The organism is Marinobacter qingdaonensis (assembly GCF_034555935.1).
GTDB classification, from domain to species: domain Bacteria; phylum Pseudomonadota; class Gammaproteobacteria; order Pseudomonadales; family Oleiphilaceae; genus Marinobacter; species Marinobacter qingdaonensis.
The window spans coordinates 203,799-229,622 of sequence record NZ_JAYDCJ010000003.1; the positions used below are offsets into that span (position 1 = coordinate 203,799).

At 62.2% G+C, this 25,824-nt stretch carries 20 protein-coding genes; 9 read left to right on the plus strand and 11 right to left on the minus strand.

The features are described 5' to 3' along the window. The first annotated feature begins 30 nt into the window (after positions 1-30). Positions 31-450: an acyl-CoA thioesterase gene (locus U5822_RS04225; protein WP_322854377.1), complete on the plus strand. Its 420-nt coding sequence runs from the start codon at positions 31-33 to the stop codon at positions 448-450. On the opposite strand, the gene U5822_RS04230 is transcribed toward U5822_RS04225, so the two are convergent. After that, entirely contained in the window at positions 441-1,238 is a 798-nt protein-coding gene (locus U5822_RS04230) for a DODA-type extradiol aromatic ring-opening family dioxygenase (protein ID WP_322854378.1), read from the minus strand. The two genes, U5822_RS04225 and U5822_RS04230, sit on opposite strands and share 10 nt — an antisense overlap. Beyond that, positions 1,239-1,715: a DoxX family protein gene (locus U5822_RS04235; RefSeq protein ID WP_322854379.1), complete on the minus strand. Its 477-nt coding sequence runs from the start codon at positions 1,713-1,715 to the stop codon at positions 1,239-1,241. A 161-nt stretch (positions 1,716-1,876) separates the two neighbouring features. Between U5822_RS04235 and U5822_RS04240 the strand changes: the two genes are divergently transcribed. Then, complete coding sequence (locus U5822_RS04240) at positions 1,877-2,782, plus strand: LysR family transcriptional regulator (protein WP_322854380.1); 906 nt, start codon at positions 1,877-1,879, stop codon at positions 2,780-2,782. A 13-nt stretch (positions 2,783-2,795) separates the two neighbouring features. Here the strand turns inward: U5822_RS04240 and U5822_RS04245 are convergent, their stop codons facing one another. After that, on the minus strand, positions 2,796-3,419 hold the full coding sequence (locus U5822_RS04245) for a TetR/AcrR family transcriptional regulator (RefSeq protein WP_322854381.1): 624 nt from the start codon (positions 3,417-3,419) through the stop codon (positions 2,796-2,798). Between the two features lie 142 nt (positions 3,420-3,561). On the opposite strand from U5822_RS04245, the gene U5822_RS04250 reads away from it, so the two are divergent. Further along, the gene (locus U5822_RS04250; RefSeq protein ID WP_322854382.1) at positions 3,562-4,002 is read left to right on the plus strand and encodes a hotdog fold domain-containing protein; all 441 of its coding nucleotides are present in this window, start codon (positions 3,562-3,564) and stop codon (positions 4,000-4,002) included. Positions 4,003-4,074: 72 nt separating this feature from the next. Here U5822_RS04250 and katG read toward each other — a convergent pair whose 3' ends face one another. Next, positions 4,075-6,303, minus strand: coding sequence for a catalase/peroxidase HPI (gene katG, locus U5822_RS04255; RefSeq protein WP_322854383.1), 2,229 nt, complete (start codon positions 6,301-6,303; stop codon positions 4,075-4,077). Positions 6,304-6,597: 294 nt separating this feature from the next. On the opposite strand from katG, the gene U5822_RS04260 reads away from it, so the two are divergent. Both U5822_RS04260 and U5822_RS04265 read left to right on the plus strand, forming a co-directional pair. Then, on the plus strand, positions 6,598-6,915 hold the full coding sequence (locus U5822_RS04260) for a hypothetical protein (RefSeq protein ID WP_322854384.1): 318 nt from the start codon (positions 6,598-6,600) through the stop codon (positions 6,913-6,915). Positions 6,916-7,118: 203 nt separating this feature from the next. Further along, positions 7,119-10,238, plus strand: coding sequence for an EAL domain-containing protein (locus U5822_RS04265; RefSeq protein WP_322854385.1), 3,120 nt, complete (start codon positions 7,119-7,121; stop codon positions 10,236-10,238). A gap of 52 nt (positions 10,239-10,290) precedes the next feature. On the opposite strand, the gene eat is transcribed toward U5822_RS04265, so the two are convergent. From eat to U5822_RS04280, 3 genes are read right to left on the minus strand one after another with little or no spacing between them, the layout of a single operon-like run. Beyond that, positions 10,291-11,727, minus strand: coding sequence for an ethanolamine permease (eat, locus tag U5822_RS04270; protein ID WP_322854386.1), 1,437 nt, complete (start codon positions 11,725-11,727; stop codon positions 10,291-10,293). A gap of 25 nt (positions 11,728-11,752) precedes the next feature. Then, complete coding sequence (eutC, locus tag U5822_RS04275; RefSeq protein ID WP_322854387.1) at positions 11,753-12,583, minus strand: ethanolamine ammonia-lyase subunit EutC; 831 nt, start codon at positions 12,581-12,583, stop codon at positions 11,753-11,755. Continuing rightward, on the minus strand, positions 12,576-13,988 hold the full coding sequence (locus U5822_RS04280; RefSeq protein WP_322854388.1) for an ethanolamine ammonia-lyase subunit EutB: 1,413 nt from the start codon (positions 13,986-13,988) through the stop codon (positions 12,576-12,578). The genes eutC and U5822_RS04280 overlap by 8 nt, the downstream gene beginning before the upstream one ends. Positions 13,989-14,205: 217 nt before the next feature. Here U5822_RS04280 and U5822_RS04285 point away from each other — a divergent pair, with 217 nt between their 5' ends. Both U5822_RS04285 and U5822_RS04290 read left to right on the plus strand, forming a co-directional pair. Continuing rightward, positions 14,206-15,174: a helix-turn-helix domain-containing protein gene (locus U5822_RS04285; protein WP_322854389.1), complete on the plus strand. Its 969-nt coding sequence runs from the start codon at positions 14,206-14,208 to the stop codon at positions 15,172-15,174. Between the two features lie 90 nt (positions 15,175-15,264). Further along, positions 15,265-19,860: an EAL domain-containing protein gene (locus U5822_RS04290; RefSeq protein WP_322854390.1), complete on the plus strand. Its 4,596-nt coding sequence runs from the start codon at positions 15,265-15,267 to the stop codon at positions 19,858-19,860. Here the strand turns inward: U5822_RS04290 and U5822_RS04295 are convergent. Beyond that, on the minus strand, positions 19,853-21,031 hold the full coding sequence (locus tag U5822_RS04295; RefSeq protein WP_322854391.1) for a GGDEF domain-containing protein: 1,179 nt from the start codon (positions 21,029-21,031) through the stop codon (positions 19,853-19,855). The genes U5822_RS04290 and U5822_RS04295 overlap by 8 nt on opposite strands. 234 nt (positions 21,032-21,265) lie before the next feature. Here U5822_RS04295 and nfsA point away from each other — a divergent pair, with 234 nt between their 5' ends. Beyond that, positions 21,266-22,003 (plus strand): oxygen-insensitive NADPH nitroreductase, encoded by a 738-nt coding sequence (gene nfsA / locus U5822_RS04300; RefSeq protein ID WP_322854392.1) that lies wholly within the window; start codon positions 21,266-21,268, stop codon positions 22,001-22,003. Positions 22,004-22,032: 29 nt separating this feature from the next. Here nfsA and U5822_RS04305 read toward each other — a convergent pair whose 3' ends face one another. Together U5822_RS04305 and U5822_RS04310 are read right to left on the minus strand one after the other, a co-directional pair. After that, entirely contained in the window at positions 22,033-22,788 is a 756-nt protein-coding gene (locus U5822_RS04305; protein ID WP_322854393.1) for a putative 4-mercaptohistidine N1-methyltransferase, read from the minus strand. Positions 22,789-22,835: 47 nt separating this feature from the next. After that, positions 22,836-23,981 carry a mechanosensitive ion channel family protein gene (locus U5822_RS04310; RefSeq protein ID WP_322854394.1) on the minus strand — a complete coding sequence of 382 codons (1,146 nt, stop codon included), beginning with the start codon at positions 23,979-23,981 and terminating at the stop codon, positions 22,836-22,838. A 115-nt stretch (positions 23,982-24,096) separates the two neighbouring features. On the opposite strand from U5822_RS04310, the gene U5822_RS04315 reads away from it, so the two are divergent. Then, a complete protein-coding gene (locus U5822_RS04315) occupies positions 24,097-24,873 on the plus strand; it encodes a crotonase/enoyl-CoA hydratase family protein (protein WP_322854395.1) in 777 nt (258 codons plus the stop codon). Here U5822_RS04315 and U5822_RS04320 read toward each other — a convergent pair. Further along, positions 24,839-25,711, minus strand: coding sequence for an Nmad3 family putative nucleotide modification protein (locus tag U5822_RS04320; protein WP_322854396.1), 873 nt, complete (start codon positions 25,709-25,711; stop codon positions 24,839-24,841). The genes U5822_RS04315 and U5822_RS04320 overlap by 35 nt on opposite strands. Between the last annotated feature and the right edge of the window lie 113 nt (positions 25,712-25,824).

A 25,824-nucleotide genomic window follows, 5' to 3' on the forward strand; every position in this document is an offset into this window, starting at 1 on the left:
GCTTGCATCCCCACCCGCAGGAGACACGACTTGGAACGCAACGATTTCCCGGTTTTCTACCCCATCAGCACCCGCTGGATGGACAACGATGTGTACGGTCATGTGAACAACGTGACCTACTATTCCTACTTCGACTCAGCCATCAACCGTTATCTGATTGAAGAAGGCGGCCTGGATATCCACGGCGGCGAGGTGGTCGGTTTTGTGGTCAGCTCCAACTGCCAGTTCCGCAAACCCCTCGCCTACCCCGAGGCCATTGCGGTGGGTCTGCGGGTCGCCAAGCTTGGCAACAGCTCGGTAACCTACGAACTGGCGATCTTCAAGGAACAGGACCCGGAGCCGGCGGCCCTGGGCCAGGTGGTGCACGTGTTCGTCGACCGCGCCAGCAGTCAACCCACGCCCATCCCCGAGACCATCCGCCGCGCCCTGGCCAGCCTCACTCACCAGTGAAACATGCCCGACTGCTTGCCCAGGACGGTGGCGCTCAATCGGGTGTGGCTCGGGCGCCCCGCCAGGCCATAACACACGTGCAGGGGTAGCAGGTGCTCCTCCCGCGGATGGCAGTAGCGGGCGTGGGGGGCGTCGGCCCAATTCACCAGGCGGTGATGGCGTTCGGCCTCTTCCAGCTCGGTACTGCAGCAGGTGTCCGCCAGCCAGGCTTCAAAGGCCTCGTTTCGGGCCTGGCTTTCCGGGGTCGGTGGCGCGAAAAACGCCTGCATGTTGTGAAACGAAAACCCGGACCCAATCACCAGCAGATTCTCATACTCCAGGGCCTGCAGCGCCCGGCCGATGGCCAGGTGGCTGGCGGCATCCAGGTTGTCGGTCAGGGATAACTGGATGCAGGGAATGTCCGCCTCCGGGTACATCAGCTTCAGGGGCACGAACAGGCCATGATCGAAGCCGCGCTGGCTATCGAGTCGGGCCGGGATGCCAGCCTGGGTCAGCGCCGCCTGGACCTTGTGGGCCAGTTCCGGCTCGCCCGGGCAGGGGTACTGAACCTCATAGGCCTCGTCCGGGAAGCCGTAGTAGTCATAGATCAGCGAGGGATGGGCGCCTGCGGTGATGGTCGGGACCGGCTCTTCCCAGTGGGCGCTGACCACCAGGATGGCCGAGGGCCTGGCCAGGTTGGCGGCGATGCCCTGAAGCCGCGCCACCAGTTCCTCATGACCAGGATCTCCCAGCAGTGGCAGCGGACCGCCACCGTGGGAGATGAAGAGCACGTCCGGCTGACGACTCATTTACACCGCTCCTGCGGTTGCCGGGCGAGCCTGGCCCAGCTGCGCCGCCAGCAGGTTGTCGAGGGCCAACCGGCCGCCACCCTGGACCGTGAGCGCCACGCTGGCAGCCAGCAGGCTCAGGGCAAATTCGTAGCCGTTGTTGGCCATGAACAGACCGTTGCCAATGTGGACGGCGAACATGGCGACCAGCATGGTCAGCGCGGATACCAGGGCCGCCGGGCGGGTCAGCAGTCCCAGCACCAGGGCCAGGCCACCGAAGAACTCCGCGCTGCCGGCGAGCAGGGCCATCAGGTAGCCCGGCTCCAGGCCAATGCTGGCCATCCATTGACCGGTGCCTTCCAGCCCGTAGCCGCCGAACCAGCCGAACAGTTTCTGGGCGCCATGGGCGGCGAGGATCACACCGAGCGGCACCCGAAGGATCAGGGCGGCGATGCCGGCGTTGGACTGGAGCAGGGTCTGTACGGTTTGCTTGTTCATGTCATTCACCTCTAAGTGGTCTCGTTTTGGAGGAGCCTGAAGACTCCCTCCAGGCGATGGAACCACTTTACTATCCTCACCCGCGACAACTAAGAGGGCATCTGTTGCTTGATTATCAACACATGATTGATAATCAACAAAACCGACGAGCAGGCTTTCCCATGGACCGGATCGACACCATGCGCGCCTTCGTAACCGTGGTCAACGAAGGCACCTTTACCCGCGCGGCCGAGCGACTGGACACCTCCCCGCAACTGGTCAGCAAGTACGTGGCCCAGCTGGAAACCCACCTGGGCGTCCGGCTGCTGAACCGCACCACCCGCCGGCTGCACCTGACCGAAGCCGGCACACGCTACCATCAGCGGGCTCAGCAGATCCTGGCCGACATCGACGACATGGAAGACCAGTTGGGCGACCTGCAGACCCAGGCCCGGGGCACGCTGCGCATCAGCGCCCCGGTGTCCTTTGCCATCCGCCACATGGCACCGTTGCTCAGCCAGTTCCAGCAGGCGCATCCGGCCGTGGGCATTGACCTGCAGCTGAACGACCGCAAGGTCGACATTGTCGAAGAAGGCTTCGACATCGCCCTGCGCATCGGCCACCTCAAAAGCTCATCGTTGATCGCCCGACGCATCGCCCCCATTCGCCTGGTGCTTTGCGCGTCACCGGAGTATCTGGCCCGCCACGGCACCCCGCGCCACCCGGACGACCTTCGGGACCACCGTTACCTGCGCTACAGCTATATGGATCCGGAAGCCAGTCCGGCACTCTATCGGGGCTTTCAGGGCGGTCAGCGCAGTGGGAGAGACGAGCTGGTGAGCAACAATGGGGATGTGCTGGTAGCCGCCGCCGAGGCCGGCGCCGGCATTGCCCTGCAACCGACGTTCATCTCCGGTGCCGCCATCCGCGCCGGCCAGCTCCAGGTGCTGCTGCCGGATTACGAGCCGGAGCCCATGTCCCTGTACGCGGTCTACGCGCACCGCCAGTTGCTCGCCAGCAAGGTGCGCTATTTCATCGATTTCATGGACGGCTTCTTCGGCGACCCGCCCTACTGGGACGATTTCTGAGCCGCGCCGGGCCTCAGCTGTAGGGTTGGCCTACGGCCCGCCAGGCCGCCTCCGACAGCGTCTGCCGGTACTCGGCCGGTGAGGTGGCAACCCGGCCCGACAGCCAGGCCCGGCAGTAATTCTCGGCGGCGCCGATGATCAGCGACGGCAGCAGCTCGAAGGGTACGGTCAACTCCGCCTGCCGGGATTGCAAGGCCTCCAGACGCTGACGCAGATGCCCACGATTACCGGCGTTGCGCCGTTCCAGCTCCTCCCGATGCGGGCCCTTCGCCACAGCGGAGCGGGCCTGATACAGGAAACGGGCCCAGTCGGGGTTGTCCACCACCCAGTCCAGGTAACTGGTGACCAACGCCATCACCGTGTCGCGCAGGCTCCCGGCGTTGTCCAGGTAGGGCTTGAGGTACGCCTGCTGATCGTCCTGGGCGGCAAAAAACAGCGCGGCCAGGACCCCTTCCTTGTTGCCGAAATGGTGATAGATGGCGCCAACGCTGGTGTTGCAGCGGGTCTTGATGGCGTCGATGGTGGTGGCCTCAACCCCGAACTCGTTGAAGCAGGCCAGGGCCTGGCCCAGGATTTCCCGTTTCAGCCCGGCTCGTCGCCCGGGAAAACAACGCTCCAGCATGGCGCTCTGCGTCATGATTCACTCCGACTCTGATTCTCGATGGCGGACATTCTACCGCCTGCCCGGCCATTTTCTTCGTTGACAGCCCCACAAGCAAAGAATAATGCTCTTTTACAGAATATTATTCTGTTACTGAAAATTGACTGGAGACACTCCCATGAGCCAATCCCTTGCCGCCTTCAACGCCTTCGGCGCCGAACAGTTCAGCGCCATGGTCTGCCAACAGGCCCCCTATTTCAGCACCATCGCGCCCGAGCTGGTCGAACTGAAGCCCACCTACGCCGAGGCACGCATGCCGTTTCGCAAGGAAATCACCAACCACATCGGCACCGTGCACGCCATTGCCATGTGCAACGCCGCCGAGTTGGTGGCCGGTTTGATGACGGACGCCTCGATTCCCGCGGGCAGCCGCTGGATTCCCCAGGGCATGGCGGTGCAGTACCTGGCCAAGGCCAAAACCGGCTTGCGCGCCGTGGCCGATGGCAGTGACGTGGACTGGGACAGCCCCGGTGAGAAAGTGGTGCCGGTCACCCTGTACGACGAGAGTGAGCAAGCGGTGTTTACCGCCGCCATCACCATGAATGTGAAGGCGGAGTGAGGATCATCAGCACCAAAAAGGGCGCGCCGGTTAACCGCCGCGCCCTGCTGGTTTCAGGTTACTGGCCCTGAATCAGGCCAGGTCAAACCGGTCGGCGTTCATCACCTTGGTCCAGGCGGCCACAAAGTCCTTCACGAACTTCTCCTTGGCATCGTCCTGGGCATAGACCTCGGAGATGGCTCGCAGCTGCGAGTTGGACCCGAAAATCAGGTCGACCCGGGTGCCGGTCCACTTCAGGTCACCGCTCTTGCGGTCACGACCTTCGAACACGTCGGCTTCGTCCGATTTCGGCTTCCACTCGGTATCGAGGTCGGTCAGGTTCACGAAGAAATCGTTGCTGAGCTGACCCGGCGTCTTGGTGAAGACCCCGTGCTTGCTGCCCTGATAGTTGGCATCCAGCACTCGCAGGCCGCCAACCAGCACCGTCATTTCCGGTGCGCTCAGTCCCAGCAGCTGGGCCCGATCGACCAGCATTTCCTCGTCCGAGACGGTGAACCGGGCCCGGCGGTAGTTACGGAAACCGTCGGCTTCCGGCTTCAGCGGCTCGAAGGACTCGGCGTCGGTCTGCTCGTCGGTCGCGTCGGTGCGACCCGGGGCAAAGTCCACGTGCACATTGTGCCCGGCGTCCTTGGCCGACTTCTCGACCGCGGCGGAACCCGCCAGCACAATCAGGTCAGCCAGTGAAATCCGCTTGTTGCCGGACTGGGCGTCGTTGAACGCCTTCTGGATGCCTTCCAGCGTCTGCAGCACCTTGGCCAGCTTCTGGGGCTCGTTGACCTCCCAGTCTTTCTGGGGCGCCAGCCGGATGCGGGCGCCGTTGGCACCACCACGCATGTCGGAGCCCCGGAAGGTGGAGGCCGACGACCAGGCGGTGTACACCAGCTCAGCCGTGGACAGGCCGGAGGCCAGCACCTTGGCCTTCAGATCGGCGATGTCCTGGGCATTCACCAGTTCGTGATCCACCGGCGGAACCGGATCCTGCCAGATCAGGTCTTCGGCCGGCACTTCCGGGCCCAGGTACCGGACTTTCGGTCCCATGTCCCGGTGGGTCAGCTTGAACCACGCCCGGGCGAAGGCGTCAGCAAACTCTTCCGGGTTCTTGTGGAAGTGCTCGGAGATCTTGCGGTAATCGGGGTCCAGCTTCATGGCCATGTCCGCGGTGGACATCATGATCGGCACCTTCTTGGACGGATCCTCCGGGTCCGGCGCCATGTCGCTTTCGGTCAAGCCCACCGGCTTCCACTGGTTGGCCCCGGCCGGGCTCTTGGTCAGTTCCCAGTCGTACTTGAACAGCACATCGAAGTAGCCCATGTCCCAGGTCGTGGGGTTGGCGGTCCAGGCGCCTTCCAGGCCGCTGGTGATGGCGTCCCGGCCCTTGCCGGTGCCGTGGCTGCTCTTCCAGCCCAGGCCCATTTCCTCGATGGGCGCGCCTTCCGGTTCCGGGCCGACCTTGTCCGGGTCGCCGGCGCCGTGGGTCTTGCCGAAGGTGTGGCCACCGGCGGTCAGGGCCACGGTCTCGTAGTCGTTCATCGCCATACGGGCGAAGGTTTCACGAATGTCCTTGGCGGAGGCCAGCGGGTCCGGGTTGCCGTCCGGGCCTTCCGGGTTCACGTAGATCAGGCCCATCTGCACCGCCGCCAGCGGATCTTCCAGGTCGCGATCGCCGGAATAGCGGCTGTTGGGTTTGTCACTGGTGGCCAGCCACTCGTCCTCGGCGCCCCAGTAGATGTCCTCTTCCGGCTGGTAGATGTCTTCCCGGCCGCCACCGAAGCCAAAGGTCTTGAAGCCCATGGTTTCCATGGCCACGTTGCCGGTCAGGATGAACAGGTCGGCCCAGGACAGCTTGTTGCCGTACTTCTTCTTGATCGGCCAAAGCAGGCGCCGGGCCTTGTCCAGGTTGCCGTTGTCGGGCCAGCTGTTGATCGGCGCAAAGCGCTGGTTGCCGGTGGCGGCGCCACCGCGACCGTCGCCCTGACGGTAGGTGCCGGCGCTGTGCCAGGTCATGCGGATGAAAAAGGCGCCGTAATGGCCATAGTCTGCCGGCCACCAGTCCTTGGAGTCGGTCATCAGGTCGGCAAGGTCTTTCTTCACCGCCGCCAGGTCCAGCTTTTTGAACTCCTCGGCGTAATTGAAGGCGTCGCCCAGCGGGTTCGACTTGGGCGCATGCTGGTGCAGGATGTTGAGATTCAGCTGGTTTGGCCACCAGTCCTTAACAGACGTACCGTGGCTGTCCATCTTGGTCATGGAACCGTGCATGACCGGACACTTGCCAGCGCCTGTCTGATTCGGTGTCGAGCTCATCGTTCTCTCCCGTTGTGCGATTTTGTTGGTCGGTCTATCCAAGATAGACCAGGTTCACCATCCAGTCGGCCGCCAAACCCGTTTCGGTCGGGAAGATGCTGTCTTGGCTTCCGAGCCGCCTGTGTATTTATAGTTGTAGCAGTCAGTTACGGGCCCAACTATTTGCTTTTTCCAACCGCAGCCATAGTTTTTAGTTGTCGGGCCTCAGACCCCAAACTGGATTAAAAGTGATCAATCGGGGATAATGTCGCTCGTTTCTTAACCATTCCATTCACTTTTCCATACCCTGCAGTTATGACTATTTTCAGCATTGCCCAACTTCTGATATTTACCGTTCTGCTACTAAACACCGTGCATCTGATGCCGGCGCTCGGCCGGAGCCTGCGCTCCGTGGAGACGGCGCTTCAGTCCGGCTATCTGGGGGCTATCCTGACGGTGCGCCTGGCCCGCAACGTGCTCGGCCTGGTCCTGGTCACCGCCAGCACCGCGCCCAACCCGGCCATCCACGCCCTGGTGCCCAAGGGCATCCTGCTGTTCGTGGTTCTGGCCGTGGTGAACGTGGCACTGACCCAATACCATCAGCGCCGGGAGGTGGAAGGACTGCGGTCCTGATTCCCACCACCAGCGCCCCTGGAACATAGGGGCCGCTGGTGGTGGTCCTGGGCCAGCTCACCTATACTTCCAACAACTCACAACGTTGCCAGCATCGGAGCGCCACGCGAGCTCACTGGTGCGGTAACGAAAAAAAGCAGGGACCGCTGGATTGACGAGCGGGGTGCCGGTTTTACCAGCGCCTCCAAGAGAGGTGACCTAGGGTGACGTCCGCCGCCATCATGGATCCGCTGCTGCACTGGCTCAGCTCTGAGCAGAACGTGGCGCTTCTGGTATTGGACGGACAACACACGATCGTCGGCGCCAATCTTCCGGCCCAGGAACTGCTGGGCCGCAGCGAGAGCGAACTTCGCGCTACAGGCCTTGACGGCCTCGGACTCGAATCTGACGCCCGACTGCAAGCTCTGCTGCAAGAGCCTCAAGGTCCCTCGCCTTATTCCTGCCAATTGCCCATCAAAACGTCCGACGGTCAGCAACACGGTGTGATCGCTACGGCATTTCGAACGGATAATCAGAGCTGCCTGCTTAAACTGGTACCTATCGGGGCCAACGAGGCCGCGATGGCCAGGGTCAAGGAAGACGAAGAGCGCTACCGGCTAGCGCTGGACGCTGCCGGCATTGGCACCTGGGACATGGACATCAAGAAAAATGCCACTCGCCGGTCACTGCTCCACGACCAGTGTTTTGGCTATCGAACCCTGCAAGAACACTGGGGCTACGACACCTTTCTGAGTCACGTCATCGGCCTTGACCGTGCCAGGGTCGACAACGCTTATCGAGATGCCATGAAGGGCGGCAAGGAGTATGACCTGCGTTTTCGGGTGCGCTGGCCCGACGGCAGCATTCATTGGCTCTGGTCCAAGGGCCAGTTTTATCTGGACGAGCACGGCAACCCTGAGCGCGTCGCCGGCATTCAGGCTGACGTGACCGAGGAAGTGAACCTTCGGGAAGAACTCAGGTATCAGGCAACCCATGATCACCTGACCCGGCTCCGCAATCGGGCATCGTTCGAGGCCAGCCTCAAGGGTATGTTGAAACGCTCAGAGGCAGCCGTTGCCGTCATTCTCATCGACATTGACCACTTCAAAAGGTTCAACGACGCCTTTAATCACATGGGTGGGGACGATGTGCTCAAAGCCCTCGCAAATCGAATCGAAGCAACGGCCCTGCCGGGCATGATCTCGGCGCGATTTGGCGGCGACGAATTCGTCATCGCGGCGCCCGACGCCGAAACGGATCCCCATTTCCTTGACTGGATCCACAGGCTACACCTCTCGCTCTCGGAGAAGCTCCCCCTTGGCCAGAGCTGGGTCCAGCCAACCGTCAGCATGGGGATTGCGTTCTCGCCGGCTCACGGTACAGGCGCCATGGACCTGCTCAAGGCAGCGGATACGGCGATGTATGACGCGAAACGGTGCGGCCGGGCGACCTACCGGATTTTTGATTCGCTTCGCCGGGCGGCTGAACTCAACACCCTGCTACTGGCGGACAGAATTCCAGACGCATTGGCCGCCGGTGAAATCCAGCTGTATTACCAACCCCAGTTCACCATTGGTGATCGACGCCTCATCGGCATGGAGGCTCTGTTGCGCTGGATGCCACCGGGAGGGGCACCGATCGCGCCCGACCAACTGGTCCTTGCCGCCGAGCAAACCGGCTTCATCGCTGAACTGGGAGAGTGGGTCATCCACGAGGCATGCCGTCAGATTAGCCAGTGGCGGAATCAGGGTCTGGAAACGGTCCCGGTGGCCATCAACGTTTCCGGCGTTCAGTTCCTTCGGGGCGAGCTCACCCAAATCATCACCAAGCATCTTGAGCACTTCCGGTTGCCAGGCCGGAGTCTGGAGATTGAGATCACCGAAACCATCGCTCTGGACAACACCGAGGGGATACTCCGCGAGCTGCACGAATTGAGGCAAGCCGGACTTGGAGTGGCCATCGACGATTTCGGTACCGGTTTCTCCAGCCTGAGTTACCTGCGCTATTTCCCAATCAACCGGATCAAGATTGATCGAACCTTCGTCAACGGGTGCCTGGAGTTTCGGGAAAATGCAGCCATCTGCAAAACCATTGTTTCGCTCGCCCATAACCTCGGTTGCCAAGTCATTGCAGAGGGTGTGGAAACGGACGAGCAGCTCGACTTCCTGCTCCAGCAAGGCTGCGAAGAAGTCCAGGGCTACCTGCTGGCCAAACCCCTGCCGGCGGAAGCGGCCTCGGAGTGGCTAAAGGAGCACTGTCATGCCCGAACCAGATCGAATCGGGACAGGGCGGTCACTGTCTCCCAAACCGTGAACGAAACCGACGACACCATGCCAGCCAGCCTGTCGGATGAAACGATCAGACTGCGAGCGGTGGCCAGCAGTAAGGCCAGCATTACCAGCAAGAGACAGAAATTGCGCCGAATTGTGGCAATGGCCGCCAACGCAATCGGGGTTCCAATGGCGACATTGAATCTGGTGGAAGAAGACACCGTGACCACTTGGGTCCCATTTGGTTTGCCCGACAGCCAGTTCCAACGCTCTACCGCGTTTTGCCATCAGACCATTCGACAAATCGATATTCTGGAAATACCCGATGCACGCTCACACGCGTTTTTCCAAAACAGTCCCGCCGTGGTCGAGTCACCTGGCGTCCGTTTTTACGCCGGGCTCGGCATCATGGCGGCCAACCACCAGATGATTGGCACCCTGTGCCTGCTCGACCACAGCCCCAGGGAATTGCAGAGCCACGAGCGGGATCTTCTGATCAATCTGGGTGCCATGATCGAATCTGAATTGGCTCACGGGACGGGCCAAGCAGATGCGGGTCTGTTGATCGGCAAATCCCGGCGGGCTTTCAATACCCGCTTGAGAAACCTCTGGCATCAGGCCTCGAAGGATGAGACCGAACTGGCCCTGATACTGATCGGCATCGATCGGTTCAAAGAGCTCAATACCAGCCAAGGGTTTGAGCAGGGGGATCAGTGCCTCGCCCATGTGGTCACCGTGGTATCCAGTTTCGCCGAACAACACCTCGGCGTCGAAGCGTTCCGCATGGAAGGTGACAAGATGGTTTTGCTGTGCCGGGATACCTCGCTGGCTCGGGCTCAGGCCCTGGCTACGGCGTTGAAGCACGCGTTCCAGGCGCCGCGGGACACCCACCCCGGCTGGCCTGAAGCAACGTTTACCGCCACCTATGCCGTGCACAGCGAACCCTCCAATGGCACCATTGCCAGCATGGATCAGTTTTTGAACAAAGCTCGTCAGGCGCTCTACATCGCCAAAATCAGCGGCGCAGACAGGATCAGCATAGCCCTGCCTGACGCCGCCAAATCCCTAGCCTAGCCGCGCGGATCCTTGTCCTGCCTCCGCGCGGTCAAGGGCAGGGACGTCGGCATCAAGCTTCTATTGGTTTCCCAGACTCCAATACCCCGTCCTCGTCCAGCGTTGATTCCGCACTCAGCACCAGTGCCAGTTCCTCATCAGCCGATCGGGCCACCAGCTGGTTCCTACCGTGGAGGAAGTAGTAGGCGGCACCAACCACGAACAGCACAACGGTGTAATTGAACGCGCGCGGGTCGAAGGCATAAACGCCGGTCATGGCCACCAGGGACAGCACCAGGGCCGTCGCCGATGTCAGCATACCGCCGGGGGTCTTGTAGGGCCGGGCCAAGGCCGGCTGACGCAGACGCAGCAGGATGTGGCTGGCCGACATCAGGGCGTAGGACAAGGTCGCGCCCACCACCGCCATCCCCAGGATCAGATCACCCTCGCCGGTCAAGGACACCAGGAAGCCAAACACGCCCGGCACAATCAGTGCCCACACCGGCGCTTTGCGTTTGCTGGTCAGGGACAGGGTCTTGGGCAGGTAACCGGCCCGTGACAAGGCAAAAACCAGTCGACTGTAGCCGTAAATGATCGAAAAAAAGGACGCGATCAAACCCGCCAACCCCAGGACATTAATGACCGTGGCCAGGGTCGGGTTGCCCACCGCGTTCAGGGCATCGACCAGAGGCACGCCGCTGGCACCGATCATCGACGCACCGGCGGCGCCGGCCAACAGCACGACCACCAGCACCGCGGTGAACAACAGGAACACCATGGCGCCGATAATGCCCCGCGGCATATCCCGGCCCGGGTTCTTGGCCTCTTCCGCGGCCAGGGGAACCCCTTCAACCGCCAGGAACAGCCACATCGCAAACGGCAGGGCCGCCCAGACACCGTACCAGCCGAAGGGCAAGACCTCAGTGGCTCCGGCCGCCGCCGACGGGGCAATATCGAACAGGTTGGCGGTATCAAACTCACCGACCAATGCGACCGCCGTGGCCAGAATGGCAAACACCGCCAGCCCGCTGATCACCATCATCACCTTGAGCGCCTCACCCACGCCGGCCAGGTGAATGCCCACAAACACCGCGTAGAACAGCGCGTAGACCCAGGGGCCATTGACCCCGAGCAATTCTTCCACCGCCGCGCCAATGAAAATCACGATGGCAGCGGGCGCCAGAGCGTATTCGATCAACACCGCCAGCCCGGTCAGGTAACCGCCGGTCGGGCCCATAGCATGGCGGGCAAAGCTGTAACCGCCACCGGCCGCGGGAATGGCCGCTGACATCTCGGCCAGTGACAACACGAGGGCAAAGTACATCACCGCCATCAGCGCCATGGCGACGGCAAAGCCGCCCCACCCGGCCTCGCCAATGCCGAAATTCCAGCCGGCAAAATCGCCGGAGATTACGTAGGAAACCCCGAGCCCGGCCAGCAGTACCCAGCCAGCGGTTCCTTTTTTCAACTGGCGCTTGGCCAGATAGTCTTCGTCGACGGCGGTCGTCATGTGCATTCTCCTGAGATACAAAAGGTCAGTTGGTCAGAAAATTGTTGTTGGCTTGCTGTTGTTCGATCACCACTTCCCCGGTCCGGTCCTTCAGGCCGACGCCGGAGAGCTTCAAGCGGTCGGCTTCGCGGATCAGGTAAAGCAAACGCTGGCTGGCGTCCTCAAAACTCAACCCGGCCGGGCGGACGTTGGAAATGCAGTTTCGGTGGGCGTCGGACAGCCCCGCGTGGGGCCCGAACGTGAGATAGATGCCCAGGCTGTCGGGCGAGCTCAGCCCCGGACGCTCGCCAATCAGGACAACAACCATGCGGGCCCTGAGCAGGGCGCCAATCTCGTCACCAATGGCAACCCGGCCCTTCTGCACGACGGTCAGCGGTGCCAGGGCCATGGGTCGGGCTTGCTCCGCCAGGGCGGGCAACAAACAGGTCAGAAACGGCGCGACATTCGCCTGCACTGCCGCCGAAGACAGCCCATCGACGACCACCACCGCAAGATCGGGCCCTGACTCGCCATCATCCTGAGCTTTGGTGAGAGCCTGGCGCCCCGCGTCCGACAACCGCCGGCCCAGGTCCGGGCGCTGCAGGTAGGTCAGGCGGTCTTCGGCCTGGCTGTTCACCACCAGGGGCTCGGCACGACCGCCGATGGGGCCAAGGCCGGCCAGTGCCGCCAGCAGGGACCCACGGTCCAGCGGAAAGTGCACCGCGTCCCGGGCCCGAGCGTGGGCCAACTGGAACGCCAGCAGCTCCGAGGTGGGCAGGCTGACCCCGGCCCGTCCCAGGCCGATGCGGGCGTCGGTGTAGCGACGCAGGGCGCGCCACGGGTTCTCGGTGACCGGAGGATGCTTGGGCTCAGTCATGGTCACCTCCGGCACCGACCGCTTTCAGGCTGTGGCGAAAGGCGCTGGGCAACGCGGCGCTGGGGGTAAAGCGCCCGGTGTCCTCGAACACGCCCATGCGGGCCAGCCAGGCCTCAAACTCCGGCGCCGGTTTCAGGTTCAGAGCCCGGCGGGCGTAGAGCGCGTCGTGAAAGGAGGTGGTCTGGTAGTTGAGCATGATGTCATCGGAACCGGGGATGCCCATGATGAAGGTGCAACCGGCCACCCCCAGCAGGGTCAGCAGGTTGTCCATGTCGTTCTGGTCGGCCTCGGCATGATTGGTGTAACAGATATCGCAACCCATGGGCAGGCCGAGCAGCTTGCCGCAGAAATGGTCCTCCAGGCCGGCCCGGATGATTTCCTTGCCGTCGAACAGGTACTCCGGGCCAATAAACCCGACCACGGTGTTCACCAGCAGCGGACTGAAGTGTCGGGCCACGGCATAGGCCCGAGCCTCACAGGTTTGCTGGTCCAGGCCGTGATGAGCGTCGGCCGACAGCGCACTGCCCTGGCCGGTCTCGAAGTACATGACGTTGTTGCCCAGGGTACCGCGCTGCAGGGACAGGGCCGCCTCCCGGGCTTCCCGAAGCGTCGCCAGATTGAAGCCGAAGCTGCGGTTGGTGGCCTCGGTGCCACCGATGGACTGGAACACCAGATCCACCGGCGCCCCCTGCTCGATGGCTTCCAGGGTGTTGGTGACATGGGTCAGCACGCAGGACTGGGTCGGGATGTCGTACTTGCGGATCACCTCGTCCATCATCCGCATGAGTTTGGTGGCCTGGGCGACGTTGTCGGTGGCCGGGTTGATGCCGATGACCGCATCCCCGCTGCCGTACAGTAGGCCATCAAGAATGCTGGCGGCGATCCCCGCCATATCGTCGGTCGGGTGGTTCGGCTGCAAGCGTGTAGACAAATGCCCGGGCCGGCCGATTGTGTTCCGGAACGCCGTCTGCACCCGGCATTTCTGGGCGACCAGGATCAGATCCTGGTTGCGCATCAATTTACTCACGGCGGCGACCATTTCCGGGGTCAGGCCGGGGCGCAGGGCTGACAGGACGTCCGGCGTGGCCTGGTCACTCAGCAACCAGTTGCGAAAATCCCCCACGGTCAGATGAGCAACCGGCAGGAACGCCTGGGCATCGTGACCGTCGAGTATCAGCCGGGTGACCTCATCGTCTTCATAGGGCACCAGCGCCTCGGACAGGAATGTCTTGAGGGGCAGCTCTGCTAGGCGCATCTGCGCCACCACCCGCTCCTCGGCGGAGTCCGCGATCACTCCGGCCAGACGATCACCGGACCGGGCAGGCGTGGCTTTGGCCATCAGCTCCGCCAGGCTCCGGAAGGTCCAGGTACGCTCGCCAACCTGGAAAGAATATTTGTGCTGCATTGCCATCTCCTGCGGTTCCCGACGCCCAGCCATTCAGCCCGGCCAGGGGAACGGTTCTTGCTCTGTCTTCACTGTACTTCTCTTACTGAAGACCGGTTATCGGAAATCGGCAAACCCGCGCAGGTGGGCGAATCAAATGAAATCACTGGAAAAAATCGGGACACCCCGGAACACAGCACCAGACAGGTTCACGACAGACGACAAACGGGTCCTCTCGATGCACCACAAGCCCACAAAGTTTGCACCAAAGCGGTGCGCGATTGAGACTCACGATGCCAATGAGCAAGCGGACAACCTGACCGACTGGCACCAGCAGTACGACCAGGTGGATGCGGGTCGCTTCTATGGCCGCATCGACGAATTGCAGATCCGGGACTTGCAGGTCTACCGGGAGCACAGCAGCCACACCCTGCACCAGCAATGCCTGGTGAAAGCCAATGCACTCTGGTTTGGCATACCCAGCCAGCACGAGCGCTGTCGCATCAACGGACAACGGGTGAACCGGAACGACATTCTCTGCCACCCGGGCAGCCAGCCGTTCGAACTGGTCACCCCGGGACGGTTCGACATGCACGGCATCGTGGTCAGCAAGCAGACCCTGCTCGATTCCGCCAGCCTGCAGAGCCTGGACATCCAGCCTCTGGATGCCGAGCGCCATGCCCGACTGCAGTTACCGGACACAACGTTGGCGCAACTCCGCTACCTGACCGACCGAATCGTTAACAGCCGGGTCGATCGGCTGGACGGACGCATCCACCATGACTTGCTGATCATGGCACTGCTTGAGGTAATGCACATCGAAACGCCAAGCGTCTCTGGTCCGCCCAGCTATCGGCAACGGCGGGCCGTGGTGGATCGAATCCGTCAGTACCTGACGGCAAATGAAGAGATTCCGCTCACCGTGAGCGAACTGTGCGAGATCGGTTGCGTCAGCCGCCGCACCCTGCAGTACAGCTTTGAGAGCATCCTGGACATCAGCCCGTCCCAGTTCCTGCGGGTTCATCGGCTCAACCGGGTAAAGCGCATGCTGGGCGCGGCCGAGGCCACGTCAGTCTCCGAGGCCGCCGCGTACCACGGCTTCTACCATTTGAGCCAGTTCTCCCGGGATTACAAGCACCTGTTCGGGGAGCTGCCGTCGAGCACCCTGGCCACGGCACTATCCCGAAGTGGTACAACCCATCCCTGATGCATATACTTGCAGCTACGACTCTTTTCTAAACAACAAAAGAGTGCGGCAATTGACCGGCACTCAGTACCATGCGAGGTGAACCGACGGATGAGCGCAGAGCAAGAGGTGACGGCGCCATCCCTCACGGCCATCGGCCTCGCCGCCTCCGCGGGCGGGCTGGAGGCATTAACCGACACACTAAGCAGCTTTGACAACCTGGATGGTCTGGTGCTGATCGTCGCCCAGCACACCTCTCCAGAATACGAAAGCCTGTTACCCTCGATCCTGTCAAAATCCCTGCAGCGCGAAGTGACTGTGGCTCACCCGGGCCAACGCCTGACCGCCGGCTCCATACTGGTGATTCCACCAGGCTTTGATGGTGTGGTGGAAAATCAGCAGATTGTGCTCAAAAAAAGCAGCCGGAGCGGGTCACCCCACCCGTCCGCCAACGCGCTGTTCGTGTCTCTTGCTGAGACCTTCGGCACGAACGCAGTGGCGATTGTGTTGTCGGGCACCGGCTCCGACGGCGCCGTGGGTGCGCGCGCAATCAAAACCCGGGGCGGCTTTGTCATTGCCCAGGAGCCCGATACCGCGAAGTACGATGGCATGCCGAAGGCAACCATTGCCGCGACGGCCGTGGATTTCATCCTGGCGCCCGCGGACATGGGCAATGTGATACCAAATTTGCGCGACCGGAAACCTCCGAGGCAACCGGAGGCACCCGACGAGCTTGAGCGCGAGCCGTTCTCAGCCCTGTTCGACACCTTGCAATCGACGTACAACATCGATTTTCGCCAGTATAAAGACAACACCATTTTTCGCCGCCTGAGCCGCCGGATGCTGGCGACCAACCACACGGAGCTGGACGACTACGCCCGATTTGCCGCCAAAAACCCCAACGAACTGAACCTTCTGTACCAGGATCTGATTATTTCGGTCACTTCGTTCTTCCGGGACCCAGGGATCTTTCACTCGGTGAAGCCTTATTTGGAAACCCTCCTGAAAACCAAATCCCCGGGCGATGAGATTCGGGTCTGGGTGCCCGGTTGTGCCACCGGGGAGGAAGCCTACACCCTGGCCATACTGATCGATCAGTTGCTGGGTTCCCTGACTCAGTCCTACCGCATCCAGATTTTCGCCACGGACATTGACGACGGTGCGCTGTCCATCGCCCGCAAGGGCTTCTATGAGGCTTACAGCCTGCGAGAGCTAGACCCAGAGGTACGTGACACCTATTTCCAACCCATGGGCTCCGGATACCAGATCCGGGACTTCGTTCATGAACGCATCCTGTTTGCCCACCACAACCTGACCCTGGATCCCCCTTTTCTGCATTTGGACGTGATCAGCTGTCGCAACGTCATGATCTATTTCAAGCCAGAATTGCAACAAAAGGTCCTGGACATTTTCCATTACGGCCTCCAACCCAAGGGCCTGCTGTTGCTGGGGAAATCCGAAGGCATTGCCAGCGCCACCAGCTTCGAGAACGTTGACTCCCGCATTAAGCTGTTTCGTAAAGTACCCGGATCCCATGCCAAAGCGATTCAAAGCTATGCCCAGCGACGGGCAGAAAACCGAACGAAACCCGGAAAAAGAGCCGAAGCCCTGACGAGAATGTCCATGGAGGAATCGGTTCGGCAAGCCATCAGTGACCAGATTATTGATCGGGGCTTCGTGGTCGATGCCACTCTGGAAATACAGTACATATACGGCGACCTGTCACCCATTAGCCAGGTGGCCCGGGGTAAGCCCACCTTCAACGTACAAGGCCTGATCGCACCGCAGTATTTGGCCGAACTCAAGAGCCTGATCTACCGCCTGCGTAAGGACAGGGTTGCCGCACGGTCTGCGCCAGTTTACGACGACCACACCCTCACCTTCTTTGAAGGCACTGCCCTGGAAGGCCTGGACCAAAACGACGTCGAGCTGTTCTTTATTCGCTATGAACAACAGGCGATTAACCACCCGCCCCTCGATGGGGCCGCCGCGGACTCACAAACCGTAATGCATCTGCAGCATGAGCTCTCGGTGAACCGCGAGCACCTTCAGACCGCCATGGAGGAGCTTCAGACCTCCAACGAGGAGCTGCAGTCGGTCAACGAGGAATTACAGTCCTCCAACGAGGAACTGCAGAGCACGAACGAGGAACTGGAGACCGCCAACGAAGAGCTGCAAAGCAGCAACGAAGAACTGGTGACGGTAAACGAAGAGCTGCAGGTCAAAACCGAGGCTTTAAACCAGCTCAACAGCGATCTTCTGAACCTTCAGAACAGCCTGCCGCATCCGATGCTGCTGGTGGATCACGACTTGAACATCGTGCATCACAACACCGCTTGCCATGAAATCTTCAAGTACGAGTTTGGGCTCCAGGGGCATCGACTCACCGCCCTGTCGACCGAATACCAACTCCCGAACCTGGCCACGTTGATCGATGAGGCGTGCCGAAACCACAAGGAGCAGTTCGTACAGATTGTGGGCGAGCAGCGGTATTGGCTCACGGTCACCCCCTACGAGAATTCCGAAGGTAGGCATACCGGCGCCGTACTGATCTTCTGGAACAACACCGAACTGCTAAACACCCACCAAGACTTACAGGATTCGATTACACGATCCAACCTCCAGGGCAGGGCCCTGGAAGCGGCGCAACAGGGCATTACCATCGCGGATGCGACCCGCACAACCATGCCCCTAGTGTACGCCAACGACGCATTTACCCGAATGACCGGGTACAGCAAGGAGGAGGTGTTCGGGCGCAACTGTCGTTTCCTGCAAGGCCCCGGCACCAGCCCCGAAGCGCGGGAGCGCTTGTCCCAGGCGGTCGCCGAAGGCCGACATTTCAGCGGTCAACTGGTGAACTACCGGAAAGACGGTAGCGAGTTCTATAACTGGCTGGAGCTGTCGCCGATATTCGAGGGTAACAAACTGACCCACTTTGTCGGCATTCAAACCGATGTCACCGACTTGGTTCAGTCCGAGAAAGACAGCGCCTTTTCTCGTTCGGTTTTCGAAAATACCCAGGAGAGCATTCTGATCCTGAGTGAAGACCAAGCCATCCAGTACCTTAACCCGGCCGCAAACCGGCTGCTGGGCAGTACCCGGAAGGACCTGATTGGTCAGCCCCTACAGGGGGTGGCCTCGCTCCAGACCATCAAGGCGCACCATTCCTTCGACTCTGTCTGGCGCACCGTTCGCAAACAGAAACGCTGGCAGGGCCAACTGGTGCTCAAGCTGCCCCATGATTCGGTCGCACTCTTGGTGTCGATCAACCTGGTGCGCGGCCCGGACAACATTGCTCCCCACTACGTCATGCTTGCCAGCGACATCACCGAGCTGAAGAAACGGGAAAAAGAGCTGAAGCGGCTGGCCACGATTGATCCGCTAACCAATCTGCCAAACCGGACCCTATTCCGGGAACGACTCCAGGAAGCGGTGGCGAGGGCCAAGCGAAAAAGCGAGCGTTTTGCCTTGATGTTCCTGGACATGGACAACTTCAAGCGCATCAACGACACCCTCGGCCACAAAACCGGGGACATGGTGCTCAAACACCTGGCCCAGAGTGTCGGGGGGTTGATACGGGAGAACGACACCTTTGGCCGGATCAGCGGCGATGAATTTGTGTTGATTCTCGACGCCCTCTCTGACCCATCGGACGCCCACCAGTTAGCGCAGAGAATCATCGACGAAATTTCCCGCCCCTACAAACTGGACAGTGGCGATCTGCTGCTGTCGGTCAGCGTCGGCGTCGCCATTTTTCCGGAGGACGGCGACTCGGCGGAGCTGCTGCTGCGCAACGCCGATCTGGCCATGTATCGGGCCAAGCAGCGGGGCAAGGCCCAGGTCGGGTTCGTCGACCCCGAACGCAGCGGCGTGCTGTGGGAACAGCTGCAACTGGAGGCGGCTCTGCGCCGGGGCCTCGTGGACGGCGAAGAGGTTGGCCTACACCTGAATTTCCAACCCATTTACGACGCCGGCAACGTCAATGTCGTCAATGGCTTTGAAGTCCTTGTCCGTTGGGACCACCCGGACTTGGGGCAGCTTCCGCCCGATCGCTTCCTGCCGATCGCCCGCTCCGCCGGATTTGCCAAGCGCTTGGATCTTTGGGTGTTTCGGCGTTTTCTGTCCCATTACGCGGAGTGGCATCACGCCCACCCTGGCGTAAGCGGCTACCGGTTCGCCCTGAACATCGATCCCAGCAACATGAGCCTGTTGACTCGCAGCCAGATCAGCGCGTTGCTTTCGAACCTGGACGACGACGTCAATCGCCCCCGGCTGACATTGGAAATCACCGAGCACGGCCTGATCGACCACAACGACGAATTGCGCGAGGGCCTGGATTCCCTCGAGGCCATGGACGTGCGCATCTCCATCGACGATTTTGGCAGCGGCTTTTCGAATTTCGTCTACATCACCGACCTGGTGTCGATTCGGGAAATCAAGCTGGACCGGGCCATCGTCACTGAAATCGAGACCAACCCGGCCAAGCTGAAACGCCTGCGCGCCATCATCAAGATGCTCAAGGAGATCGGCTATCACATTGCCATCGAGGGAGTAGAGCACGAGGCCCAGCTGGATCTGCTGGCAGGCGCCGGCCATGACTGCGTCCAGGGTTTCCTGCTGTCCCGGCCGCTGACGGCCGAACAAACCGAAACCCTGATCTCGACCCAGGTGCACACCGGTGACGACACAGCGCCGGTCGCTAGGTAACCAGGGAGTGCAGCTCAACCCGGTTACGGCCTTTGCGTTTGGCCTCGTACATGGCCTGGTCGGCGGCGCGCATCAAGTCGGAAAAATCCTCACGCGTGGGCTGGGTGGCAACGCCACCGATGCTGGCCGACAGGTGCAGCGGCAGGCCATTGACGATCTGGCCCCGCTCCTCGAGTTTGCGCCGTAACCGGGCGGTGATGGCTTCCACCTCGTGACGATCGTTGGTGTTGAGCACTGCCGCGAACTCCTCGCCACCGATACGCCCCACCACGTCCTCGTCCCGCAGTTCCTCCACCATGATCCGCGCCACCATCTGCAGGGCCTGATCGCCCACGTCGTGACCCCAGCGATCGTTGATCCGTTTGAAGTAGTCGAGATCGATCATCAGCACGGTGATGGACTGGCGCGCCCGTTTGGCCCGGTCCAGGGCGGCGGCGCCCAGTTGCAGGAACGAGCGTCGGTTGTGCAACTGGGTCAGCTCATCCCGCTCCGCCAGAAAACGCAGGCTGCGCTCGGCCTCGGTGAATGCCAGCAGGGGCAGAGCCATGGCCGTGGCCGAGGCCAGCAACAGGTGATTGGCCAGGATCAGCGTGAGCACGGCCTCGAGATCCACCGACACCAGACCGGCGCGATCGCCAACGATCACCAGCACCTGGGTCATCAGCAGCAAGCCATGGACCGCGAACAGGGTTTGCAGGATACGGAACGGCAAGCGCGGTTTGCGCCGGATGGTGAGCAGCCGGCCGATGGCGAGCGCAAACAGCAGTGCGGAAAACAGAGCGGTCAGCAACCGGGCCAGGATGGCATCGCTGTGGAAGCAGATCAGCAGACCCGCCACGTACACCACACCGGCGACGGTCAGAAACCGGGACGAGCGCCGCGTGCCGGTGGCCGACACCCCCATCAGGCTGTGGATACCCGCCAGCACCAGCAAGGGCGAGGCGCCCAGCAGCAAATGGGCCGCCAGCACGGTCAGCAGTGGCAGATCCACCAGGGTCCGGGCGCCGGCGAGCAGGCTGCCCAGCACGAAGGTGGCGCAGGCCAGGGCCCAGAGCCGAAAGCAGGCCTGGCGCCGACGCAGGTGGTAAACCGCCCACAACAGTCCACCGACCAGCAGGTTGACTGCAATCGACAGCAGCATGAGTGTCGGCAGATGCACATTCAGATCCATTGAGTCATCGTCCTCCGGGGGTCTGCCAGCCTATGGGCCGGATACACCCACATGACTTCACAGGGTAGCAGCCGCGGGCCGGCCTGCGGTGGCGGAGTTTGTAGCGATTGGTATCTCCAGCGTCACGTTTTTTTACCCGGCGGCCAAGATGTCGTAGGCTCTATTCCTTTAGATAGTTCGTATGCTACCTGAAACCGACCGACGGCTACCTGAAACCGACCAACGGAGAGTCCCGTGAACGCCACCATCGATCTGCTGCAATCCCACCGCTCCATCCGCAAGTTTACCGATCAGAAGATCCCGCGCGAGCTGCTGCTCGATCTGATCCGGGCCGGCCAGTGCGCGGCCACCTCCAACCACGTCCAGGCCTATTCGGTCATTCACGTGGTGAACCCGGACAACCGCCGGGCCATCGCCGAACTGGCGGGCGGCCAGGCCTACATTGCCGAGTGTTCGGATTTCCTGGTGTTTTGCGCCGACATGAAGCGGTCCACGGAAGCGGCGGAACGGGCCGGAGCGGACGTCATCCGCGGCACCACCGAGCAGCTGGTGGTGGCGAGCGTGGATACCGCGCTGATGGCCCAGAACGTGGCGATCGCCGCCGAGTCGGAAGGGCTGGGGCTGTGCTACATCGGCGGCATCCGCAACAACCCGGCCGAGATCAGCAGCCTGCTGCGTCTGCCCGAGCACGTCTACCCGGTCTTCGGCATGTGCCTGGGCTACCCGGACCAGGCTCCGGAAGTAAAGCCCCGGCTGTCGGTGGATACCATCCTCAAGCAGGACTACTACCAGGACGAGGAAGACCAGAACCGGGTCGCCGAATTCGACGACACCATGCATCGGTATTACCGCGAGCGTACCGGCGGCAACAAGGACACCACCTGGTCCGAACAGCTGAAACCGCTGTTCACCACCAAGCTCCGTCCGCACATGAAGAGCTTCCTGCAGGATCGCGGCTTCGACGTGAAGTGATGGCCCGGTCAGGGGTCAAAGGTTAAGGGTCAGGGAGCCACCTTCTGCCAGACCGTCAGTTCCGAGAAACTGTGCTGGAATTTGTTGCGGGTCTCCCGAATCACGAACGGCAGGCTGCGCGCCTCCCCCAATTGCCGGAACTGGGGCGCCAGCATGTCCCGCAGGCCATCTAGGGTGGTGTATTCCTCGCCATCCTTCATGAACCCGCCGACCCAGGCCTCCCGTGGGGTGTATTCCTCCAACCAGGTGTAGGGCGAGGCGATGACCAGCAGGCCACCCTCGTTCAGCCGCTGGTGAATTCGGGTCAGGAACCGGGCCGGCTCGTACAACCGGTCGATGAGATTCCCCGCCAGCACCAGGTCGTAACCGGTGAATGTGGCGTTCAGGTCACAGGCGTCACCCTGATGGAACGCCACCCGCGCCGCCGCCTGTTCCAGGCCCAGTGAGGCCAGGGTGCGTTCGTGGTAGCTAACCAGCTCGCCCTCCTCCGGGCGGGCGTAGCCGATGCGTTTCTCCGTCGCCATTTCCACGCACTTGCGGATGAAGTTGGCGGAGTAGTCGATGCCGTCCACATGATCGAACTTGCGTGCCAATTCGAAACTGGTGCGCCCGCAGGCACACCCGATGTCCAGGGCCCGGCCCAGTGGCCGTCCGTCCATGGCGTCCAGCGCCACCTCCGCCAGCTCCCTGGGGAAATTCGGTTCCCCGTGCCACTGCTCGCCAAAATGAAACTCCAGGTACTGGGCCAGGGCGGTGTCGTCTTCATAGAACGCGTGTTGCTGCACAGAGTCATCCTCCGGTTGTGGGTGGGGCGCGCGGTCGGGTGTCGGCGTCATTTGCCGGCCAGTTTCGGGTACAGGGGCTCCAGCACCGGCCTCAGGCCCTTGGCGTCGTCAATGAACAGCTGCAAATGCGGGAACGGGATCTCGATGCCGGCCTTATCCAGGGCGGTCTTGATCTCCTCCAGCAGCTCCGCCTTGATGGTGGGCTGGACATCCAGGTTGTCGGGGCCGATCCAGGCCTGCACCGTCAGGTCGATGGACGAATCGCCCAGGCTCGACAGCAGCACCCGGGGCTGCATATCGGCCACGTGCAGCACCTCCGGGTGCTGGTCCAGGAGCGGCATGATGACCTGCCGGGCGGCCTCGGCCGACTCCTTGTAGGCGATACCGACCGGGATGTTCAACCGGATCGCGCCCTCGGTGCTGTAGTTGACGATCTCGGACGAGGCCACGCTGTCGTTCGGAATCATCGTGAAGATATTGTCCCGGGTCCGCAACCAGGTGGTGCGCAGGGCAATTTTCACCACCTTGCCGTCCTGACCGTTGATAGTGACCCAGTCGCCGATGCGGAACGGGCGTTCGATGAGCAGGGTCACACCGGCAATGAAATTGGACAGGGTCGACTGGGCGGCAAACCCCACGGCGATGCCAACAATGCCCAGGCCGGCGACGATGGACAGTACGTCAAACCCGAACTGCGCCAGCACCGTGACGGCACCGAAGGCCACCAGCAGGACCGAGAACAGGTTATCCACCAGCTGCCGGATCGACGGGTCCAGGTGCGCCCGCTGCATGGACTCGGCAATCACCCGCCCCAGCACCAGCCAGGCGACGTAGAAGCCCAGGGCAATAAAGCCGGCCTTGGCCACCGACTGCAGCAACTCGGGGCCGGCGCCAAACTGGGCCAACACGGTCAGCAGGAACACCAGGCCAACCAGGTAACGCAGGCCCGAACGCACGTGGGCAAACACCAGGCCACCGGCCCGTTTCTGACCCACCAGGGTCTTGAGCACGGTCACCAGCACCAGATAGATGCCGGCGTAGAGCGCCAGGTAGACCATCAGAATCAGCAGCTGGCTCAGCAGGCCAACACCCAGGCCACCCCAGTCCAGCTGGCCGGCCCCCAGGGCAGCAAAGGAATCCCCCAGATTCTTCTGGAGCTGCTCGATCACCGCCTGCCAGGTGCTGTCCGCCATGGTTGTTGTCCTTTTCCGATCCCTCACCTCGGCCACCATGGTGGCCATAACCCCTGCTATCTTAGGGGGATACCCGAATTATGGATCAATACCGACAATAACGCAGGGCACCACCATGACCGCCACTCCCGTACTCACCGATGCCACTGACGGCATTTTTACCATCACCCTGAACCGGCCGGAGCACCGCAACGCCGTCGACCGTCCCACCGCCGATGCCCTGCGTCGGGCGTTCGTGGAGTTCGAGCAAAACGACGACCTGAAGGTTGCCATCCTGTGCGGGGCCGGCGGCAACTTCTGCGCCGGCGCCGACCTCACTGCGTTGGACGACCCGGACCGACGCAACGACGTGGATCCCCACGGTACCGGCCACGGGCCCATGGGCCCGACCCGCATGGCCCTGTCGAAACCGGTGATCGCCGCGGTGTCTGGCTACGCCGTGGCCGGTGGCCTGGAACTGGCGCTGATGTGCGACCTGCGGGTGGCGGAAACCTCCGCGGTGTTCGGGGTGTTCTGCCGGCGCTGGGGCGTACCGCTGATCGATGGTGGCACCGTCCGCCTGCCCCGGATCGTGGGCCAGGGCCACGCCATGGACATGATTCTGACCGGCCGCCCGGTATCGGCGCAGGAGGCCCAGGGCATGGGCCTGGCCAATCGCGTAGTGGCCGAGGGTACGGCCCTGGCGGCAGCCCGGCAGCTGGCGCAGACCCTGGCCGGTTTCCCCCAGCGCTGCCTGCTGGCCGATCGGGCCTCGGCCCTGCGCCAATGGGACCTGCCAGCACCGGAGGCGCTGGTGGCGGAAGGAGCCGGGGGTTACCCGGTGGTGTTCGCGGAAGCGGTCGAGGGCGCCCGCCGGTTCAAAGCCGGGGCTGGCCGCCACGGTCAGTTTTGAGCAGGCCGGCCAACCAGGGTTCCAGCTCCGGGTAGGCCGCCAGGTCGAGCACAAACTCCTGCCCCCGGGCCGCGCATTGCAGATAGCACCAGGGTGGCTCCAGGCGCCAGCGTGTCGGGCTGGCGTGGTAACTCAGGGGTGCCCGGTGCTCGCCCGGATAAAAACCCGACGGCAACCGCCACCGGGTGGGCAGTCGACCCTCCGGATCGGTCAGCACCTGCGCCGGCGCCAGGCCGGCGAAGACACCGCTGCCAGCCACCGGGTCCGGGCAATCCGACCAGCGAAAGCCGTCCGAGGCCAGGTACAGGGTATTGCCCGGATCGGGTCGGCCATGGCAATGGGGGTGATAGCGGGCCCAGGGCAAGGCGTCCTCGGCCAGGTCGTCCACGGACCGCACCTCAGCCACGTGCAACCAGCCCCAGATGGCGTGAAACGGCCGGCTGCCGGGCACGAACCGCCACCGGCGCCGGTGCATTTCCGCCCGCCGAAACAACCCGAAAAACACAAACAGGTCCCCGGCCGTCACCCCCTGATTGCGCAGATGCCCCTGGGCCGAGCCGGTTTGCCCCAGCAGTGGTCGCCAGCCTTGGGCCCGGGGGTAGGCCTCGGCCGACAGGTCCGGGTCCAGGTGGGCACCGTCACCGGCACCGACCCGACCACCACTGAGATCCCGGACCAGCTTGCCCAACCGGCGCTCACCAAAGCGCACCTGATCGTAGCGGATACCGGAACTGGCATCGGGGATCGGCAGGACACACAGGGAGCCGTCGGGCAGCACCGGACTGGGACAGCCGCCGGCGGACGAATCAAACCCTTTCCGACTCAGAATCAGGCGCATGGCATCACCGTAAAACTATCCGCTCTGGTGCACTGGGTGAATGGAGAATGAAGAATAAAGAGGGCATGAATGGATGGAAGCCCCTGTGATTGCGAGGGCCATGCTAACGCAAC

Coding starts and splice junctions, on each gene's coding strand:
- U5822_RS04290 (WP_322854390.1), top strand. CDS start 15,265: ATGAGCGCAGAGCAAGAGGTGACGGCGCCATCCCTCACGGCCATCGGC.
- eat (WP_322854386.1), bottom strand. CDS start 11,727: ATGACGACCGCCGTCGACGAAGACTATCTGGCCAAGCGCCAGTTGAAA.
- U5822_RS04240 (WP_322854380.1), top strand. CDS start 1,877: ATGGACCGGATCGACACCATGCGCGCCTTCGTAACCGTGGTCAACGAA.
- U5822_RS04295 (WP_322854391.1), bottom strand. CDS start 21,031: ATGGATCTGAATGTGCATCTGCCGACACTCATGCTGCTGTCGATTGCA.
- U5822_RS04280 (WP_322854388.1), bottom strand. CDS start 13,988: ATGCAGCACAAATATTCTTTCCAGGTTGGCGAGCGTACCTGGACCTTC.
- U5822_RS04235 (WP_322854379.1), bottom strand. CDS start 1,715: ATGAACAAGCAAACCGTACAGACCCTGCTCCAGTCCAACGCCGGCATC.
- U5822_RS04230 (WP_322854378.1), bottom strand. CDS start 1,238: ATGAGTCGTCAGCCGGACGTGCTCTTCATCTCCCACGGTGGCGGTCCG.
- katG (WP_322854383.1), bottom strand. CDS start 6,303: ATGAGCTCGACACCGAATCAGACAGGCGCTGGCAAGTGTCCGGTCATG.
- U5822_RS04315 (WP_322854395.1), top strand. CDS start 24,097: ATGACCGCCACTCCCGTACTCACCGATGCCACTGACGGCATTTTTACC.
- U5822_RS04245 (WP_322854381.1), bottom strand. CDS start 3,419: ATGACGCAGAGCGCCATGCTGGAGCGTTGTTTTCCCGGGCGACGAGCC.
- U5822_RS04310 (WP_322854394.1), bottom strand. CDS start 23,981: ATGGCGGACAGCACCTGGCAGGCGGTGATCGAGCAGCTCCAGAAGAAT.
- U5822_RS04320 (WP_322854396.1), bottom strand. CDS start 25,711: ATGCGCCTGATTCTGAGTCGGAAAGGGTTTGATTCGTCCGCCGGCGGC.
- U5822_RS04285 (WP_322854389.1), top strand. CDS start 14,206: ATGCACCACAAGCCCACAAAGTTTGCACCAAAGCGGTGCGCGATTGAG.
- U5822_RS04250 (WP_322854382.1), top strand. CDS start 3,562: ATGAGCCAATCCCTTGCCGCCTTCAACGCCTTCGGCGCCGAACAGTTC.
- U5822_RS04260 (WP_322854384.1), top strand. CDS start 6,598: ATGACTATTTTCAGCATTGCCCAACTTCTGATATTTACCGTTCTGCTA.
- eutC (WP_322854387.1), bottom strand. CDS start 12,583: ATGACTGAGCCCAAGCATCCTCCGGTCACCGAGAACCCGTGGCGCGCC.